Origin of the sequence: Saccharopolyspora antimicrobica, from assembly GCF_003635025.1 — a bacterium.
Lineage (GTDB): Bacteria > Actinomycetota > Actinomycetes > Mycobacteriales > Pseudonocardiaceae > Saccharopolyspora > Saccharopolyspora antimicrobica.
Genome location: NZ_RBXX01000002.1, coordinates 2,042,990 through 2,060,006, shown reverse-complemented (window position 1 = coordinate 2,060,006; position 17,017 = coordinate 2,042,990). Strand labels below are relative to the sequence as shown.

15 protein-coding genes and 1 pseudogene are annotated in these 17,017 nt (G+C 69.1%); 9 read left to right on the top strand and 7 right to left on the bottom strand.

Annotation, left to right across the window (positions count from 1 at the left end; translation table 11 throughout):
- Positions 1-190: 190 nt before the first annotated feature.
- A complete protein-coding gene (locus tag ATL45_RS10160; RefSeq protein WP_093158356.1) occupies positions 191-1,852 on the bottom strand; it encodes a DNA repair helicase XPB in 1,662 nt (553 codons plus the stop codon).
- A gap of 483 nt (positions 1,853-2,335) precedes the next feature.
- Here ATL45_RS10160 and ATL45_RS10155 point away from each other — a divergent pair, with 483 nt between their 5' ends.
- The 4 genes from ATL45_RS10155 (at position 2,336) to ATL45_RS10140 (ending at position 6,739) form a co-directional block, all read left to right on the top strand.
- Entirely contained in the window at positions 2,336-3,085 is a 750-nt protein-coding gene (locus ATL45_RS10155) for a hypothetical protein (protein WP_093158353.1), read from the top strand.
- A gap of 104 nt (positions 3,086-3,189) precedes the next feature.
- A complete protein-coding gene (locus tag ATL45_RS39310) occupies positions 3,190-3,909 on the top strand; it encodes an LppU/SCO3897 family protein (protein WP_143121765.1) in 720 nt (239 codons plus the stop codon).
- Between the two features lie 193 nt (positions 3,910-4,102).
- Positions 4,103-5,701 (top strand): benzoylformate decarboxylase, encoded by a 1,599-nt coding sequence (gene mdlC / locus ATL45_RS10145; RefSeq protein WP_093158347.1) that lies wholly within the window; start codon positions 4,103-4,105, stop codon positions 5,699-5,701.
- A 96-nt stretch (positions 5,702-5,797) separates the two neighbouring features.
- Positions 5,798-6,739: a S41 family peptidase gene (locus ATL45_RS10140; RefSeq protein ID WP_246025262.1), complete on the top strand. Its 942-nt coding sequence runs from the start codon at positions 5,798-5,800 to the stop codon at positions 6,737-6,739.
- 277 nt (positions 6,740-7,016) lie between these two features.
- On the opposite strand, the gene ATL45_RS10135 is transcribed toward ATL45_RS10140, so the two are convergent.
- Both ATL45_RS10135 and ATL45_RS10130 read right to left on the bottom strand, forming a co-directional pair.
- Complete coding sequence (locus ATL45_RS10135) at positions 7,017-7,301, bottom strand: hypothetical protein (RefSeq protein ID WP_093158344.1); 285 nt, start codon at positions 7,299-7,301, stop codon at positions 7,017-7,019.
- A 1-nt stretch (position 7,302) separates the two neighbouring features.
- Positions 7,303-7,539, bottom strand: coding sequence for an HC3 family zinc finger protein (locus tag ATL45_RS10130; protein ID WP_093158341.1), 237 nt, complete (start codon positions 7,537-7,539; stop codon positions 7,303-7,305).
- 118 nt (positions 7,540-7,657) lie between these two features.
- On the opposite strand from ATL45_RS10130, the gene ATL45_RS10125 reads away from it, so the two are divergent.
- The 3 genes from ATL45_RS10125 to ATL45_RS10115 all read left to right on the top strand — a co-directional run bounded on the left by ATL45_RS10125 (position 7,658) and on the right by ATL45_RS10115 (position 8,960).
- The gene (locus tag ATL45_RS10125; RefSeq protein WP_093158339.1) at positions 7,658-8,500 is read left to right on the top strand and encodes a helix-turn-helix domain-containing protein; all 843 of its coding nucleotides are present in this window, start codon (positions 7,658-7,660) and stop codon (positions 8,498-8,500) included.
- Positions 8,497-8,688 carry a DUF397 domain-containing protein gene (locus tag ATL45_RS10120; protein WP_093158336.1) on the top strand — a complete coding sequence of 64 codons (192 nt, stop codon included), beginning with the start codon at positions 8,497-8,499 and terminating at the stop codon, positions 8,686-8,688. The genes ATL45_RS10125 and ATL45_RS10120 overlap by 4 nt, the downstream gene beginning before the upstream one ends.
- Before the next feature lie 92 nt (positions 8,689-8,780).
- Positions 8,781-8,960 (top strand): DUF397 domain-containing protein, encoded by a 180-nt coding sequence (locus ATL45_RS10115; RefSeq protein ID WP_246025261.1) that lies wholly within the window; start codon positions 8,781-8,783, stop codon positions 8,958-8,960.
- Positions 8,961-9,302: 342 nt separating this feature from the next.
- Here the strand turns inward: ATL45_RS10115 and ATL45_RS10110 are convergent.
- The 4 genes and pseudogenes from ATL45_RS10110 to ATL45_RS10095 all read right to left on the bottom strand — a co-directional run.
- Positions 9,303-10,046, bottom strand: a pseudogene (locus ATL45_RS10110) (ABC transporter ATP-binding protein); the annotation flags it as partial.
- A gap of 24 nt (positions 10,047-10,070) precedes the next feature.
- Positions 10,071-10,865: an ABC transporter permease gene (locus ATL45_RS10105; protein WP_093158330.1), complete on the bottom strand. Its 795-nt coding sequence runs from the start codon at positions 10,863-10,865 to the stop codon at positions 10,071-10,073.
- Positions 10,862-11,629, bottom strand: a complete 768-nt coding sequence (locus ATL45_RS10100) for an ABC transporter permease (RefSeq protein WP_093158327.1) — start codon at positions 11,627-11,629, stop codon at positions 10,862-10,864. Before ATL45_RS10100 ends, ATL45_RS10105 begins: the two co-directional genes overlap by 4 nt.
- Positions 11,630-11,837: 208 nt before the next feature.
- Positions 11,838-12,845 carry an ABC transporter substrate-binding protein gene (locus ATL45_RS10095; protein ID WP_093158325.1) on the bottom strand — a complete coding sequence of 336 codons (1,008 nt, stop codon included), beginning with the start codon at positions 12,843-12,845 and terminating at the stop codon, positions 11,838-11,840.
- 603 nt (positions 12,846-13,448) lie between these two features.
- On the opposite strand from ATL45_RS10095, the gene ATL45_RS10090 reads away from it, so the two are divergent.
- Complete coding sequence (locus ATL45_RS10090) at positions 13,449-16,580, top strand: sensor histidine kinase (protein ID WP_093158322.1); 3,132 nt, start codon at positions 13,449-13,451, stop codon at positions 16,578-16,580.
- A gap of 20 nt (positions 16,581-16,600) precedes the next feature.
- Positions 16,601-17,008 (top strand): roadblock/LC7 domain-containing protein, encoded by a 408-nt coding sequence (locus tag ATL45_RS10085; protein WP_175548002.1) that lies wholly within the window; start codon positions 16,601-16,603, stop codon positions 17,006-17,008.
- Positions 17,009-17,017 lie beyond the last annotated feature (9 nt).

The window sequence follows — 17,017 nt, the reverse complement described above, 5'->3', positions numbered from 1 at the left end:
GCCCGCACCCGTCTTCCTCCAGGCGTTCCGTCAGCCGCGTATCACCGGTCGTCGCTGCGCTCCGCGGTTCGGCGCATCTGGACCGACGTGCCTGGTCAGCTCGCGTGCGTCCACCGCAACGGTAGCGGCTGCCGGGCCCAGCGTGGACACATTTGGGTGACAGCTGATCGGGTAAGTCCCGGAATTGTCGTCACCCGACGTCCGGGATCGGGGGACCGAGCAGGTCGTCGGCGTCCACGATCCGATACGCGTAGCCCTGCTCGGCGAGGAACCGCTGCCGGTGCGCCGCGTAATCGGTGTCCAGCGTGTCCCGCGAGACCACCGAGTAGAAGTGCGCCTGCTTGCCGTCGGCCTTCGGCCGCAGCAGCCTGCCGAGCCGCTGCGCCTCCTCCTGCCGCGACCCGAAGGTGCCCGACACCTGCACCGCCACCGAGGCCTCCGGCAGGTCGATGGAGAAGTTCGCGACCTTCGAGACGACCAGCCGGTTGATCTCCCCGTTGCGGAAGGCGTCGAACAGCGCCTCGCGCTCCTTGTTCTTCGTCGAGCCCTCCACGATCGGCGCGTCCAGCGCCGCGCCGAGGTCGTGCAGCTGGTCCAGGTAGGCGCCGATGACCAGCGACGGCTCGCCCGGGTGCCGGTCCAGGATCGCCTTGACCACCGGGGCCTTGGTGCGCGCCGTGGAGCACAGCTTGTAGCGCTCCTCGGCCTCGGCGGTGGCGTACTCCAGGCGCTCGTTGTCGGTCAGCGTCACCCGCACCTCGACGCAGTCGGCCGGGGCGATCCAGCCCTGCGCCTCGATGTCCTTCCACGGCGCGTCGTAGCGCTTCGGGCCGATCAGCGAGAACACGTCGCCTTCGCGGCCGTCCTCGCGGACCAGCGTGGCGGTCAGCCCGAGGCGCCGCCGGGACTGCAGGTCGGCGGTCATCCGGAAGACCGGCGCGGGCAGCAGGTGCACCTCGTCGTAGACCACCAGGCCCCAGTCGCGGGAGTCGAACAGCTCCAGGTGCTTGTACTCGCCCTTGGAGCGGCGGGTGATCACCTGGTAGGTGGCGATGGTGACCGGCCGGATCTCCTTCTTCTCGCCGGAGTACTCGCCGATCTCCTCCTCGGTCAGCGAGGTCCGCTCGATCAGTTCCCGCTTCCACTGCCTGCCCGCGACCGTGTTGGTCACCAGGATCAGCGTGGTCGCCTGCGCCTCGGCCATGGCCGCCGCGCCGACCAGCGTCTTGCCTGCACCGCAGGGCAGCACCACGACGCCCGAGCCGCCCGCCCAGAACGACTGCACCGCCTGCGCCTGGTAGTCGCGCAGCACCCAACCGTCCTGCTCCAGCTTGATCGGGTGCGCCTCGCCGTCGACGTACCCGGCCAGGTCCTCGGCGGGCCAGCTGACCTTGAGCAGCATCTGCTTGAGCCGCCCGCGCTCGCTGGGGTGCACCACGACGGTGTCGTCGTCGATGCGCTGGCCCAGCATCGGGGTGATCTTCTTGTTCCGCAGGATCTCCTCGAGCACGGCCCGGTCGAAGGACTTCAGCACCAGCCCGTGCGCCGGGTCGTTGACCAGCTGCAACCGCCCGAAGCGGCCCATCGTCTCGACGATGTCGACCAGCAGCGGCTGCGGCACCGGGTAGCGCGAGAAGCGCACCAGCCCGTCGACCACCTGCTCCGCGTCGTGCCCGGCGGCGCGCGCGTTCCACAGCGCCAGCGGCGTGATGCGGTAGGTGTGCACGTGCTCCGGGGCGCGCTCCAGCTCCGCGAACGGGGCGATGGCGGTGCGCGCCTCGTCGGCCAGGTCGTGGTCGACTTCGAGCAGCAGCGTCTTGTCGGACTGGACGATCAGGGGTCCGTCGGTCACGGGTGCGAGCTCCCTCGGGTCCGCAGGCGATCAGTGACCTCGCCGACACGCCCGCGCGGGGCGTGTGCGCTGGTCACACGACACCTACGAGGGTACTTGCCCCGTCGGCGGCGTGGAGCCGGAGAGCCGAGCACGCGGTGCGCCGGATCCCGGTGCGGCCTTCTGCTCAGCGGTGGCCAGGTGGCCCCGGCGCGTTCGGCGCCGCGAGCCGGTGACCCGGTCGCGTAGCCGCTGCCGCGCGCTTCGACTGGATCGTCCAATGTGGACGTTCAGTTGTCACGTCCGGCGGGATCGGCCCAACGTCGCCGAGAAGCTCGGCGGCGGGCCGGTACCCCGGGCTTCCCGGAGGCGGAATGGCAGGTCATGCTGTTGATCGGGAAGGCTCCTGACCGGTGTGGCGCACGCTTCCATATCAGCCGATCGCGCACCGAAGTCCGGGCGGGCGGTTAGCCTTCCCGGGGTGAACGAATATACGGAGGAGCAGTGAGCTACCCACAGCAGCCGGATCCTTACGGATCGCAGTCGGGGCCGTACTCGAACCAGTACCCCAGTGGTCAGTACCCGACCGGCGGCTATCCGACCGGTGGTTACCCGCCGCCCAACGAATCCGACGACTTCTGGCGCCACGTCGCCGGGAGCCAGCCGCCGCAGCCGCCGCAGCCGCCGAAGAAGAAGTCCACCGGGCTCATCATCGGCCTGATCGGCGCCGGCGTCGCGGTGATCGGCGTAGTCACGCTGGTGGTCGTGATGATCATCAACGTCAACAGCCGTCCGCAGGCGAACCCGAAGCCGCCCGTCAGCGGTGACCCCACCCAGAGCCGGACCACCGAGAGCGAGGTCGACTCGGGCCCGATCACGGTGGGCGACTGCATCGACCTGGCCGACGAGAGCGGCGGCGAGATGACCACGGCCAGCTGCGGTTCGATCGACTCGGACTACGAGGTCGTGAAGGTCTCCAACAGCACCGACCGCTCGGTGTGCGGTGACGACTACAGCAACATCACCGGCGGCAAGACCTACTGCATCGTCCTCGACGTCGAGGCGGGCGACTGCATCACGCCCTACAACGAGGCGAGCAACCAGATCCCGCTGAAGCTCGACTGCTCCGAGGCGAAGGACCAGATCACCAAGGTCGCCCCGCGCGGCGAACCGGCGCAGGTCTGCGGCGAGGGCGACGGTTACTACAACTTCGCGGAGAAGACCTTCTGCTTCAACGACGTCAAGGGCGCGTGACCCCCACGACGTGAGCTGCGTTGCAATGTGGTCGAGCTGATCACGCGGGAACGGCGGATTCGCTAGGTTTTCGCCGTTTTCAGCTCATCCACTGGGGGATTTCCGTGACTCAGCCACCGCAGTTCGGCCAGCATCCGCAGCAGCAACCGCAGTGGGGCCAACCGCCTCAGCAGCAGTGGGGCCAGCCGCAGCAACCGGTTCCACCGCAGGGGTATTCGCAGCAGCCGCCCATGCCGCCGCACGGATATCCGCAGCAGCAACCGATTCCGCCGCAGGGCTACCCGGGCGGCCCGCCACCGCAGGGCTACCCGGGTGGCCCCGCGCCGCAGAAGAGCGGTGCCGGGAAGAAGATCCTCGGCGTGGTAGGCACGTTGGGCCTCGGCATCGTCGGCGTCGTGGTTTTGGCGTTGCTGCGCAGCGTCGACGGCGGTGGGATCGCCGTGGGCGAGTGCGTCGACATCACCAGCCCGAGCATGGCCCGCGCGGACTGGGAAACGGCGGCCTGCGGGACGTCGAAGTCCGACTTCAAGGTCGCCAAGCAACTCGACGGGCGCGCCAGCTGCGGCGATGACTACGACTCGGCGGAAAAGCCCGGCGACTACGTGCTGTGCCTCGTGCCGGACGTCGCGGTCGGGGACTGCCGGACCGATTCGCCGACCGAGCTCCAGGTCAAGGTGCCCTGCACGGATCCGGACGCCAAGCACCGGATCACCGCCGTGGCCGACAACGCCAGCGGTCCTCCCGAGTGCGCCGAGGGCGACCCCGACCAGTACTACATGGTCTGGAACGAGCCTGCCCTGACCATCTGCTGGAAGACCGCCTGAGAAGTCCCACCCGGTGGTCCCGCGCGGGGCCACCGGGTGGTCTCGGACACCTCGTGCGGGAAGAGCCCAGCTCGGCCCTCTGCGAATCCGCCCAGTGACCAACGCGATCTGGTTCAGACCTGCCTGATGTGTTCTCGTTGCAGGGACAACCTCGCAGGTGAGCGGGGTTGTTCGCATGATGAGGGAGGCTTCGATGCGCAGCGAGGACCGCACGGTCCGTAACATCACCCGGACCCTGATGCGGGAACTCGGGTTGACCACCGTGTTCGGGAACCCGGGCACGACCGAGGTGCCGTTCCTGACCGGCTGGCCGGACGACTTCCGGTACGTGCTCGGCCTGCAGGAGTCCGCGGTGGTCGCGATGGCCGACGGTTACGCGCAGGCGCGCCGCGAGCCGGTGCTGGTCAACCTGCACTCCGCGGGCGGGGTGGGGCACGCGCTCGGCGCGATCTTCACCGCCTACCGCAACCGCACGCCGATGATCATTACCGCGGGCCAGCAGACCCGCAGCCTGATGTTCGGCGAACCGTTCCTCGGCGCCACCGACGCGCCGAACTTCCCGCAGCCGTACGTGAAGTGGAGCTACGAGCCCGCGCGCGCCGAGGACGTGCCCGCCGCGCTGGTGCGCGCCTACCAGCTGGCCACCACGCCGCCGTACGGCCCGGTGTTCCTGTCCATCCCGGCCGACGACTGGGACCAGCCCGGCGTCCCGGTGCCCGCCCGGCCGCGCACTCCCGGCTTCGCGCCGGATCCGGCCGCGGTGTCCGAGCTGGTCGAGGCGCTGCGCGGCTGCGAGCGCCCGGCGTTCGTGGTCGGCCCGGCGGTGGACGGCGACCAGGCGGTCGACGAGATGGTGCAGCTGGCCGAGAAGTCGAAGGCGGCGGTGCTGGTGGCGCCGATGTCGCCGCGCTGCTCCTTCCCGGAGGACCACCCGCAGTTCGCCGGGTTCCTGCAGCCCGAGCAGCGCGCGCTCACCGCGGAGCTGGCCGAGTACGACCTGGTCGTGGTGTGGGGCGCGCCCGCGTTCACCTACCACGTGTACCGCGGCGAGAGCGAGGTCGAGCTCCCGGAGATGTTCCTGGTGCACGACGACCCGGAGGTGCTGGCCCGGGCCCGCCAGGGGCGCGGCGTGCTGAGCACGTTGGCGCACGCGGTGCAGCAGGTGAACGCGCAGGTCGAGGACGTGCAGCGGCCCGCGCCGCAGACCTACGCCCGGCCGGAGAAGCCGGTCGCGGCCACGCCGCTGAGCGCGGCCTACGTGTTCGACGCGATCTCCGAGGCGCTGCCCGCGGACGCGGCGGTGGTGGAGGAGACGCCCAGCCACCGCAACGACCTGCACGAGCACTTCCCGATCCGGTCGACCGACGGCGGGTTCTTCACCGGCTTCTCCGGTGCGCTCGGCTACGGCATCTGCGCGGCGGTCGGCGTGGCGATGGCCGACCCGAAGCGGCGCACGGTGGCGCTGCTGGGCGACGGCTCCAGCATGTACGGCATCCAGTCGGTGTGGACGGCGGTGCGCGAGCAGGCGCCGGTCACCTTCGTGATCATGGACAACTCGCGCTACGCGGCGGTGGCGGTCCTGGGCGAGGCGGCGGGCGGCGCCAAGCTGCCCGGCGTGGAGCTCGGCGGCATCGACTTCACGGCCCTGGCGACCAGCCTCGGCTGCCCGTCGAAGCTGATCGAAACCCCGGAGGAGCTGGCCGAAGCCCTCACCGAGGAGTTCGCCACCGACAAGCAGGGCCCGACCCTCCTCCACGTCAAGGTCGACCCGAACCAGCGCTACCTGTACTGATCACCGGTTCCGCCTGCACAGGGCCCGTGAGTGTTTTGTGCTGCCATAGCGACACAAAACACTCACGGGCTTTTCGCGTCGGATGCCGTTCACCGGGTGGATTCTGAACGGGGGTGGCCGGTCGGCGATCTAGCATTGCCCGCTGTGCTTACAAGTGAACAGGTAGTCGGGCAAGCTCTGGATCGGATCGAGGCGGGGTACGTCTTTCCCGAGAAGGTCGTGGACATCGACGGCGCGATCCGGCGCCGTCTCGCAGCCGGTGAGTACGCCGACTTGGACGGGCCCGCCCTGTGCGAGGCGGTGACCGCTCACCTTCAGGAGGCATGTCCGGACAAGCATCTGCGGCTGCTCTGGTCGGACGAGCCCCAGTCTCTGGAACCGGCGGACGAGGACGGGGGACAGGCCGCGTTCCTCGCACTGCTCAGGGCCGAGAACCAGGGGATCCGCCGCGTCGAGCACTTGGACGGGAACATCGGGCTCATCGACGTCCGGCGCATTGCTTCCGCTGAGGAGGGTGCCGCTGCGATCGGCGCGGCAATGCAACTGGTCGTCGGCAGCTCCGCGCTCATCCTGGATCTCCGCGCATGTCACGGCGGGGCACCGGAAGGCGCTGCGATGTGGTGCAGCTACTTCTTCCACGACGACCAAGTGCACCTCAACGACATCTACGAGCGGTCCACCGGCATCACGCGGCAGTACTGGACGATCGCGCACCTGCCTGCGCCGCGTTACACGGGCCGTCCGGTCTACGTGCTCACCAGCGCGATCACGTTCTCCGGAGGCGAGGACGTGGCGTACACCCTCCAGGCGCATGGCCGAGCTGAGCTCATCGGCGAGACGACACGAGGCGGCGCGCACCCGACGGCCCGCCACGCGGTCACCGAACACATCCTCGTGACCGTGCCGACCGCCCGGACCATCAACAGCGTCACCGGCACCAACTGGGAAGGCGTCGGAGTGGTCCCCGACGTACCCGTCCCAGCGGACCAGGCACTCGACACAGCACTCGAGGCCGCACGAACGCACCTCGGCGCATAGGCGCTGCGCGGCGGCGCCAACGCAGCGCCAGCGGCCGACATGCGGTTCCGCCTGCACAGGGCCCGTGAGTGTTTTGTGCTGCCATAGCGACACGAAATACTCACGGGCTTTTCGCGTTGGATGCCGTTCACCGGGTGGATTCTGAACGGGGGTGGCCGGTCGGCGCGTCGGGGAGGGGCGCTGCGCCGACCGGCCGGCAGAGCCCTGGCCGCGTGGTCGGGGGCATGCTGCGGCCGGGCTCTGGCTCGTGGGCGATTTCGCGGGAAATCGCGCGGTGCTACAGGTGGCGGAGCGCTTCGTGGGCGCGGTGGTGGAGTTCGAGTGGTGGGGGAGCGTCCGGAGTGGACGGTGGTGGTTGGGGGCCGGGTTCGCGGAGGCGGTGGCGGCCGGTTCGTTCGCGTTGGCGGCGTTCGGCTTCGACGTGGGCGATGAGCTGGTGCACCGTCAGGGCGCCTTCGCCGCTGCCGGAGTGCTGCGGGCGGTGGGTGTTCCAGTAGATCGCGAGCAGGTAGAACGCGACACCTGCGGTGATCATGATGATGCCGGGCAGTGCGGTGGCCATGTCAGATGCTCCGTCCGGTCGAGGTGGTGGGGAGTTCCCGGGCGATCCGGTGCGCTTCGGTGTTGCAGCTGTCGCAGGTGGGCCACAGCCAGCCGATCTCGGAGTTGTCGGCGATGACCTGCTCCCGGCACAACGTCGTCACGGAAGTCCCGCTGGGATACGCCAAAGCTCCCTCCGGCCGCCGATCGGTACTCGCATGCCGCTGCCCAGCAGCAGGGACCCAGTGGAACGGGTACATCGATTCACCTTTCGATCATCGTTTTGTGCATGCACAGAATGGATGTGCATGCACAGCGCTGGCAATTGCACGATCGCGTGATCGTGATCGAGGTGAGGGGCGTCGTTAGGATTCGGGCATGGCCAGCACCGCTGACACACCGCGAGCGAGACAGCTCGGAGCAGAGCTGCGTGCAGCGCGCAAAGCGGCCGGGATGTCGATGCAAGCGCTCGGCGCGAAGTTGGGGCGCTCGCACACTCACGTATCGCGCTGGGAGAACGGCAAGCTCACGCCGAGCGAGGCCGACGCCGGTGCCGTTCTGGGCATCCTCGGTGTGACTGGTGAAGTGCGCGAGCGACTGCTGCAACTCGCCAAGGACGCCGGTGATCCAAACTGGGTGGCTCCGGGTGTTGATCGTCAGCTAGCGGCATTGACCGAGTACGAGCGAACCGCACGAACGATCACCGATGTCCAACCGCTGCTCGTTCCTGGACTTCTGCAAACCGCGGACTACGCGCGGTCGATCATGATCGGCTCCGGAACCACACGTGGAGAGGCCGATCGGCGGGTGACCTTCCGGCTCGGCCGACGAGACGTGCTTACGCGTCGAAACCCGGTGGAGCTGGTCGCCTTCATCGGTGAGCACGCGCTGCGCTACCCGCCATGTGACCGTGGCGTGATGCTCGACCAGCTCCGCCACCTCGAGAAATGGGCTGGGCGGGACAACGTCAGCATTCATGCGATCCCGATCGACTGCCGGTACTCGCCAGCGCTGGAGGGGCCGTTCGTGTTGATCGAGTTCGACCGTGCGAAGCCGGTCGTGCACCTTGAGCACTACCGTTCGAGCACGACCATCACTGACGCAAACGACGTCCGGGACTACCAGGCTGCAGCGGATACTCTCCGCGGAGATGCCTTGAGCGTGGACCTCACCACTGCGCTGATCAGGCAAATCGCTGACGACATGGAGCGTGCGGAATGAACAAGGTCGGAAACTGGCGCAAGTCCAGCTACAGCGGAAACCAGACCAACTGCGTCGAGGTCGGTGCGTTAGCCGACGGCGCTGCGGTTCGCGATACCAAGGACCGCGCCGCTGGTTACTTCGTCGCTGATCGCGGGCAGTGGTCGGCGTTCATCGGCGCTGTGAAGGCCGACCGATTCGTTCGGTGAGGATGTTGCCGTGAGTACTTTGTGGTGCTATGACACCCCAAAGTACTCACGGCTTGTCACGTCACGGAGCTCGTCGTGCCAGCGAGGAGCCATTGAACTGGCGCAAGTCTCGCTACTCAAGCAACAACACCGCATGCGTCGAGGTCGGTGCGTTAGCCGATGGCGCTGCGGTGCGCGATACCAAGGACCGCGCCGCCGGGTTCTTCGTGGCTGATCGTGGGCAGTGGTCGGCGTTCATCGGCGCTGTGAAGGCCGGTCGGTTCGAGCGGTGATGTCGCCCCGGCTCCGTCGGGGAACGCGAAGGGCGCCTTCGATCCGGTTGTGCCGGTCGAAGGCGCCCTTCGGCTGTTTCGTCAGTTGCGCTTGGCGGTTTCGGCCGCTTCGGCCTGCTCCGCTTCCGCCCACTGCTTCGCCGTCGACTTCTCCGCGTCGTCCGCGGACTTCTCATCGGCGTCGGCCTTCTGCTCGTCCACATCGGACTCCGCCGCCGCGTCGGCTGCCGCCTCCGCAGGCTTCTCGTCGGCCTCCGACTCCGCCTCGGCCTCCGGCTCCGATGCCTCCGGCTCCTCCGCCGCCTCCGGCGCGGGCTTGGGGGCCGCGGCGGTGCGGACGTCGAGGAGGCGGGCCACCTCGCTGCGGAGGTGGACGAAGGTCTCCGACTCGCGGGTGGTGATCTGGTCGCGCTCGTCGCCGAGCGGGATCTCCAGGTCCGCCACCACGCTGGCCGGGGACTTCGACAGCACGAACACCCGGTCCGCCAGGTAGATGCTCTCGTCGATGTCGTGGGTGACCAGCAGGACCGTGCTGTCGAACTGCTTGCGCACCCGCAGCAGCAGGTCCTCCAGCTCGAAGCGGGTCTGGGCGTCCACCGAGGCGAACGGCTCGTCCATCAGCAGCAGCGCCGGGCGGCAGGCCAGCGCGCGGGCGATCGACACCCGCTGCTGCATGCCGCCGGAGAGCTGCCACGGGTACTTCTTCGCCGCCGCCGACAGGCCCACCCACTCGAGCACCTCGTCGGCGCGCTCGCGCCGCTCGGCCTTGCTCACGCCGCGGGAGCGCAGCGGGAACTCCACGTTGGAGCGCACCGACAGCCAGGGGAACAGCGAGCGGCTGTAGTCCTGGAACACCACGGCCAGGTCCTCGGGCACGCCGTTGACCGGGGAGCCGTTGAGCTCCACCTTGCCGCTGGTCGGCTTGATCAGCCCGGAGATGGAGCGCAGCATGGTCGACTTGCCGCAGCCGGACGGGCCGACGATGCAGGCCAGCTCACCGGTGCGCACCTGGAAGGTCAGGTCGGCGATGGCCTGGTGGCCGTTCGCGCCCCCGTAGCGGTGGCCGAGCCCGGAGACTTCCAGCATGGTCTTGGTTTCGGTCTTCACGATTCAGCCTCCGACTACGTTCGCCGACGGTTGCCAGCTCAGCGCGCGGCGCTCCACCGCGAGCAGCAGGGTGTTCAGCAGGTATCCGAGCACGCCCAGCAGGACGATGCCCGCCCACATGGCGGGCAGGTCGAACGCCCGCTGGTCGAAGATCAGCCGGTAGCCGATGCCGTTGGTGGAGCCGACCAGCTCCGAGACGACCATCAGCACCAGCGCCAGCGACAGGCTCACCCGCAGCCCGGCGAAGATCTTCGGGGTCGCGGCGGGCAGCACCACGCCGAACACCCAGTGCGAGCGCGGGATCCGGAACGACCGGGCGGTGTCCACCTTGACCTGGTCGACCGAGCGCACGCCGTCCACCGTGTTGAGCAGGATCGGCCACATCACGCCGAAGACGATCACGGTGATCTGCATCTCGGTGCCGATGCCCAGCAGCACCAGGAACACCGGGACCAGCACCGGCGGCGGGATGGCCCGCATGAACGCCATCAGCGGCCCGAAGTAGTCCATCCCGGTGCGGGAGCGGCCGAGCAGCGTGCCCAGCCCGACGCCGACGACCACCGCGATCAGCCAGCCGGCGAACACCCGGCCGAGGCTGGCGAGCAGGTCGCTGAAGACCTCGTCGGTCAGGAACAGCGAGGAAGCCGGGCCGCTGAACCACTTCTCACCGGCGGCTTCCAGGATCCGCGTCGGCGGCGGGAAGAACGGGTTCTGCGCGAAGCGCGTCGCCAGCTCCCACAACACGATCGCGATGATGAAGACCAGCCAGCGGCGCAGGAATCCCTGAAGCTTGCTCACGCTGCCTCCCGATCCACCGTGCTCCAGCGCAGGCCGCGCTTGTGCAGCAGTTCCAGCGCCTCGTTGATCAGGTAGCCGATGATGCCCGCGACCAGCGTGCCCGCCATGACCAGGTCCATCCGGCCCGCGCCGGAGCTGGCGTCGAGCACGAAGTTGCCCAGCCCGCTGCTGCCGCCCGCCAGGAACTCGGTGCTGACCACCAGGATCAGCGCCACCGCGGCGGACATCCGGATGCCGGTGAGCACGAACGGCGCCGCGTTGGGCAGCGCCACGGTGAACATCACGCGACCGCGGCCGAGGCCGAAGGAGCGGGCGGTGTCGACCATGACCGGGTCGATCTCGTCCAGCGCGTAGATGGTGTTGAACAGGATCGGCCACACCGCGGCGTAGACCGCGAGCGTGATCTTGGTCTCCGGCCCCGCGCCGACCAGCACGATCGCCAGCGGGATCAGCGCCACCGACGGGATCGGGCGGAGGAACTCGATGATCGAGCGGGTGGCCACCCGGATGCTTCGGATGCTGCCCAGCAGCAGTCCGGCCGGGACGGCGATCGCGATGGCGATGCCCAGTGAGATCGCCCAGGCCAGCACGCTGGCGATCACGTCGAGCAGGAAGTTCCGGTCGCCGAGCAGCTCGGCGAGCCTCATGAGCACTGTGGACGGTGGCGGAAAGTATTGCTGGGGAACGGTTCCGGACCAGCTGAAGGCTTCCCAGACGAGCAGGAAGCCCAGCAGCCCGAGCAGTCCCCGGAGTGTTTTCGTCATTTCCCGATATCAGCTCTGTGGTGGTGCGCCCGGCGGTTTTCGTCGGTGTGCGCGAATTGCAGCATTCGTGGTGGGAGGTGCGGCCCTCGGGGCGGACCTTGAACGGCGAATGGCAACGCGGTGCCAATTCCCGGGAAACCCCAGGAGAACCGGAGCGGGCGGGAGAGCGGAATCGCGCTCGGCGATTCCGCGCTCACCGCCGGTCGGTTCACGCCTTGGGGGTGACGATCATCTCTTCGACGTTGATGTCGGTGTTGATGAAGCCGAACTGCTTCATCAGGCGCGGCACGCGCTGCAGGCGGGTCGCGTCGGCGTGGGAGTTGAACTTCAGCAGCGTGATGATCGCCGCCGTCTCCTTGTCGATCTTCGCGAACTCCGGCAGCAGCGGCTCGATCTTGCTGCGGTCCTGCGCCTCGGCGACCGCGCGGTCCATCACCTTCTGGAACGCGGCGACGGTCTTGGGGTGCTCGTCGACGAACTTCGCGGTCGCGCCGTAGCCGGTCAGCGGCAGGTCCTCCAGCGGGCCGGTGGCGGTGTCGACCACCGGGATCGCACCGTTGCGGGCGGCCATGGTGAGGAAGGGCTCGGTGACGATCGCGGCGTCGACGCGGCCCTGGTCCAGCGCGGCGGGCATGTTCATGAACGGCACCGGGGTGAGCTCGGCCTTGCTGAAGTCCACGCCGTGGGCGTCCAGAGTGGCCTTGACCAGCAGCTCGGTGATGGTGCCCGGACCGCTGATGGCGATCTTCTTGTCCGTCAGGTCCTGCGGCTTGCGGATGCTGGTCTTCGGCGAGGTCATGATGACCGTGCTGTTCGGCGTGGCCGAGGCGCAGTCGGCGACGATCCGCAGCGGCGCGGTTCCGCTGGCCTGAGCGGTGAAGAACGGCACGTAGCTGCTGTAGGTGATGTCGTAGTCGCCGCCGATGGTGCTGGCCAGCGCGGCGCTACCGTCGTTGGCGTTGACGATCTCAACGTTGAGGCCGACTTCCTGGAAGTAGCCGTTCTTCACGGCCAGGTGCAGCGGCGCCAGGTCGTTGATCGGCAGCGCGCCGACCCGCAGGTTCTGCTTCTCGACCAGGTCGTTCCCACCACTGTCCCCTTGCGACCCGCCGAGGAGTCCGCAGCCGCTCGTACCCAGCAGCGCACCGGCGGTGACGGCTCCGCCTGCGAGTTTCAGCAGGCTCCTGCGGGGGAGGGCGCGGTGGACGGGGCTCATGTGTTCCTCCTCGGATACGGGGTGCGACATGGTGCGAAAACCGCGCCGGGTTGTCCGGTGCACGACAACCGAGCGCATGCATGCCCCTTGATGCGCTGTGTCCGGTTGGCGGCACCGATGATCACCGGCTGCTCAGATGCGGGTGAGGAGCAGTCGGCGCGCCCCCGGCGGTGCGGTGGCGGTGGCGGGGCACCCGAACTGTAGAACTTTCACTAAACGCCCACAACCAGCTGTAACTAGCTCGTTGTCACACTATTGGCCCAAATGTTGTTCATACCACTCGACCGTGTGATGAACGCCTGCGTTGGGGGCCTGACTTGTGACGCCCAGTTAAGTATAGTCTCGCCCGTCGAGGTGACTGGCCTCTTGCTTCGGGGGATGCACGTTGTGACCAGGGAGTGTGATGGCAAGCCCGGCTGACAGAGTCAGGGTCTGCGGCTGCTCGGCGCGAGCCGGGGAATCGTCGGCCCGCTCGTGGGTACCCGGCGTGGCGACGCCGGTTCGCGGGCGCACTCCCAGCACGATGATCAACACCGCCGCGGAGCGGAGAGGTAGCCGTCCGTGGCGGTGACGCACATGTCCGCCGCAGCGCAGGAAACAGGGATGCTCAACAACGACCCCGACACCGGAGCCGATGCGCCCCCGGGAGCCACCCGCACCAAGAACTGGTGGCTGCGCAACTGGCGCCTCCGGTACAAGATGGCCGCCGTCCTGCTCGTGCCGACGTTGGCCGCACTGGCGGTCGGTGGCATCCGCGTTTACGACGGCCTGACCACCCAGACCCGGCTGAGCACCATCGTCGAGCAGGTCGAACTCGCTCAGCAGGCCGCCGACCTCACCCACGAGCTCCAGCGCGAGCGCGACTTCGCGGTCGTGTTCACCACCGTCAAGGGCACCGCCGGCGGACAGAAGGCGGCCGACGACTACGCGGCGCAGAGCCGCAAGGTCGACGCGGCCGTCTCGACGCTGAGCGGTTTCGAGGACCGCGTTGGCGAATTCTCGCCAGAAGTTCGCGAGTCGTACGAGAGCGCGATGCACCGCGTCGGCAGCCTCGGCGCCCTGCGCGGCACCATCAACGCGAACTTCACCAGCCCGCAAACGCTGGTCGTCTACAACTCGGTCGTCGACAACCTGCTGCAGATCAACCGCACGGTCGCCACGGCCGCGGTGAACACGCAGGTCAGCCAGACCGCACGAGCCTCCGAGGCGCTGGGCCGGGCCAAGGAGCAGCTCGCCCAGCAGCGCTCGATCCTGCTCAGCGCCGCGCTGCGCGATCGGTTCCTCACCGGCCAGACCGAGGCGATGCGCGCCGCCGACGCCCGGTTCGAGGCCGCCTACAGCGAGTTCCTCAACTCCGCGAACTCCGAGCAGCAGGCCCTCTACGCGGCCCGCGTCGCCGGTGCCGCGGTCGACACCACCGAGCAGATCGAGCAGACCGCGCTGATCACCGCGGAACGCGACCAGTCCGCCTCGCTGGGCGTCCCCGCGCAGGCCTGGGGCGGCGCCGCCGGCGAGCGGACCGACCTGGTGCGCTCGGTCGAGGAGTCGGTGCTGACCGACTTCCACGAGGACGCCACCGAGCTGGCCGACTCCGCGTGGTGGGCGCTGATCCGCGACTCCGCCCTGCTGGCGCTGCTGCTGGTGGTCGCCTTCGGCGTGGCGGCGTTCATCGCCCGCTCGATGCTGCGCCCGCTGCGCACCCTGCGCTACAGCGCGCTGGAGATCGCCCAGCAGAGCCTGCCGGACGCGATCAGCCGGGTGAACGAGAACCCGAGCACGGCCAGCCAGGTCACCGTGCCGCCGGTCCCGGTGCACACCAACGAGGAGATCGGGCAGGTCGCCCGCACCTTCGACACGGTCAACCAGCAGGCGCTGCGACTGGCCTCCGAGCAGGCGCTGCTGCGGAACAACATCAACGACCTGTTCGTCAACCTCGCCCGCCGCAGCCAGACGCTGGTGCAGCGCCAGCTCTCGCTGATCGACCGGCTGGAGCAGGACGAGCAGGACCCGGACCAGCTGAGCAGCCTGTTCGAGCTGGACCACCTGGCCACCCGCATGCGGCGGAACAACGAGAACCTGCTGATCCTCGGCGGCACCGACCTCACCCGCCGGATGATGCGCCCGGTGCCGCTCAACGAGGTCCTCGGCGCCGCGGTGTCCGAGGTCGAGCAGTACGCCCGGATCGCCGTGGTGGACACGCTGGACCTGGCCATCCAGGGCCGCGTGGTCAACGACTTCGTGCACCTGGTCGCTGAGCTGCTGGAGAACGCCACGGTGTTCTCCAACCCGGACACCGAGGTCACCGTCCGCGCCGCCTACCGCAGGCAGGAACTCGTCATCGAGATCCGCGACCGCGGTGTGGGCATCGACGCCGAGGAGATCGACGACATCAACGAGCGGCTCACCCGGCCGCCGGAGATCGACGTCGCGGTGTCCCGCCGGATGGGTCTGTTCGTGGTCGGCCAGCTGTCCCGCCGCCACGACATCCGCGTTGAGCTGCAGAACAACGACGGCCTGGAGGGCGGCGCGACCGCCACGGTCCGGCTCTCCGGCGAGTTCGTGGTGCAGATCACCCCGGACGGCCCGATGCCGATGCCCGACATGCCGCGCGGCCGGGGCGACGAGCGCCGCGACTCGCTCGGCGAGACCGGCACGCACCTCGGGCTGGCCGCCGCGTTCGGCGGTCGCTCCGCCGAGCCGCCCACCGAGCGCGCCCCGCTGCCGCAGCTCAGCCTGGACCAGCCGACCGCGTTCACCCCGGAGCCGGAACCGGAGCCCGAACCGGAGGAATCCGGCACCGAGCTGTCGACCCAGTACTCGGTGACGCTGTCCTCCGGCGATTCGTTCGGCGCCACCGACGTCCCCCGGTGGGAGGATGAACAGGCGCCCGCGGCCGATGACGTCCGCGCCGAGGAGTGGCCGAGCGACGAGATCCCCAACGGGCAGTGCGGGGTCCCCGCGAGCCCGGCCGACCTCTTCCACAGCCCGTTCGAGGCGGAGAAGACCGCGAAGTTCACCCCGACGGAGTTCCCGTCCGAGCTGGACGAACCGGCGCACAACGGCAGCGCGCTGAACGGGTCGACCCCCGAGCGCGCCGCCGACAACGGAACCCGGCAGGACGCGTTCCCGGACACCTTCGCCCATGAAGGGAGCCCGGTCCAGGGCACCCCTGGCCCGTCGTCGGCGTTCGCCGACGACGAGCCGAGAGGGGCTTCCTGGGAGATGGACGACGCGCCGACGCAACGCCTGCCGATCTACGAAGCAGTGCTCTCGCAGTGGTTCCGCGAGTCCGACGGGGACGATTCGCCGCTGGGCGCCGAGGCCAAGCCGACGCCGCCCGCACCGTCCCCGGCCGCCGAGCCGGAGCCGGTCGCCGAACCGGTGGCCGAGCCCGTCGCGGAGGTCCCGCGCACCACCGCGCCCGACCCCGGCTGGGGCGGCGCCGACGTCGGCTGGAAGGCGGCCGAAGCGCTGCTGCAGTCGCCGGAGGTCCAGGAGACCACCGCGGCCGGGCTGCCCAAGCGGGTGCCCAAGACGAACCTGCTGCCGGGCTCGGTCACCCCGCGCTCGTCGCAGGCTCCGCGCCGCAAGCCAGCCGCCCCGCGCTCGGCGGACGCCGTGCGCGGCCGGATGGCCAACTTCCAGCAGGGTGTCAAACGGGGTAGGCACTCCAAGGCCGAACCGGTTTCCACCGAACCCCGCTCGAATCCGAGCCGTCCCGAGGAGCAGGAGTGAACGGGTCCGTGCAGCAACCGATGAGCAGCAACAGCTTCAGTTGGCTGATCACCGACTTCGTGCGTCGGGTTCCCGGCGTGGCGCACTCGGTGGTCGTGTCCGCGGACGGCCTGCTGCTCGCCGGATCACAAGGTTTGCCGCGGGACCGCGCCGAGCAGCTTTCCGCGGTCGCGTCCGGTCTGGTCAGCCTCACGCAGGGCGCCGCGCGCTGCTTCGAAGCCGGCGAGGTCACCCAGACCGTGGTGGAGATGGAGCAGGGCTACCTGTTCCTGATGTCCATCAGCGACGGTTCCTGCCTGGCCGTGCTCGCCGCGCCCAACGCCGACATCGGCCTGGTCGCCTACGAGATGACCCTGCTCGTGGAGCGGGTCGGCCGGCAGCTCACGCCGGAACTGCGCGCGCAGCTGCAGGGCATGGGCCGCCGGTGACTCCGGCTG

Excerpts from the sequence above, each read along its gene's own strand:
- ATL45_RS10100 (WP_093158327.1), bottom strand. The coding sequence starts at position 11,629 with ATGACGAAAACACTCCGGGGACTGCTCGGGCTGCTGGGCTTCCTGCTC.
- ATL45_RS10130 (WP_093158341.1), bottom strand. The coding sequence starts at position 7,539 with ATGTACCCGTTCCACTGGGTCCCTGCTGCTGGGCAGCGGCATGCGAGT.
- ATL45_RS10095 (WP_093158325.1), bottom strand. The coding sequence starts at position 12,845 with ATGAGCCCCGTCCACCGCGCCCTCCCCCGCAGGAGCCTGCTGAAACTC.
- mdlC (WP_093158347.1), top strand. The coding sequence starts at position 4,103 with ATGCGCAGCGAGGACCGCACGGTCCGTAACATCACCCGGACCCTGATG.
- ATL45_RS10090 (WP_093158322.1), top strand. The coding sequence starts at position 13,449 with ATGCTCAACAACGACCCCGACACCGGAGCCGATGCGCCCCCGGGAGCC.
- ATL45_RS10125 (WP_093158339.1), top strand. The coding sequence starts at position 7,658 with ATGGCCAGCACCGCTGACACACCGCGAGCGAGACAGCTCGGAGCAGAG.
- ATL45_RS10120 (WP_093158336.1), top strand. The coding sequence starts at position 8,497 with ATGAACAAGGTCGGAAACTGGCGCAAGTCCAGCTACAGCGGAAACCAG.
- ATL45_RS10085 (WP_175548002.1), top strand. The coding sequence starts at position 16,601 with ATGAGCAGCAACAGCTTCAGTTGGCTGATCACCGACTTCGTGCGTCGG.
- ATL45_RS10135 (WP_093158344.1), bottom strand. The coding sequence starts at position 7,301 with ATGGCCACCGCACTGCCCGGCATCATCATGATCACCGCAGGTGTCGCG.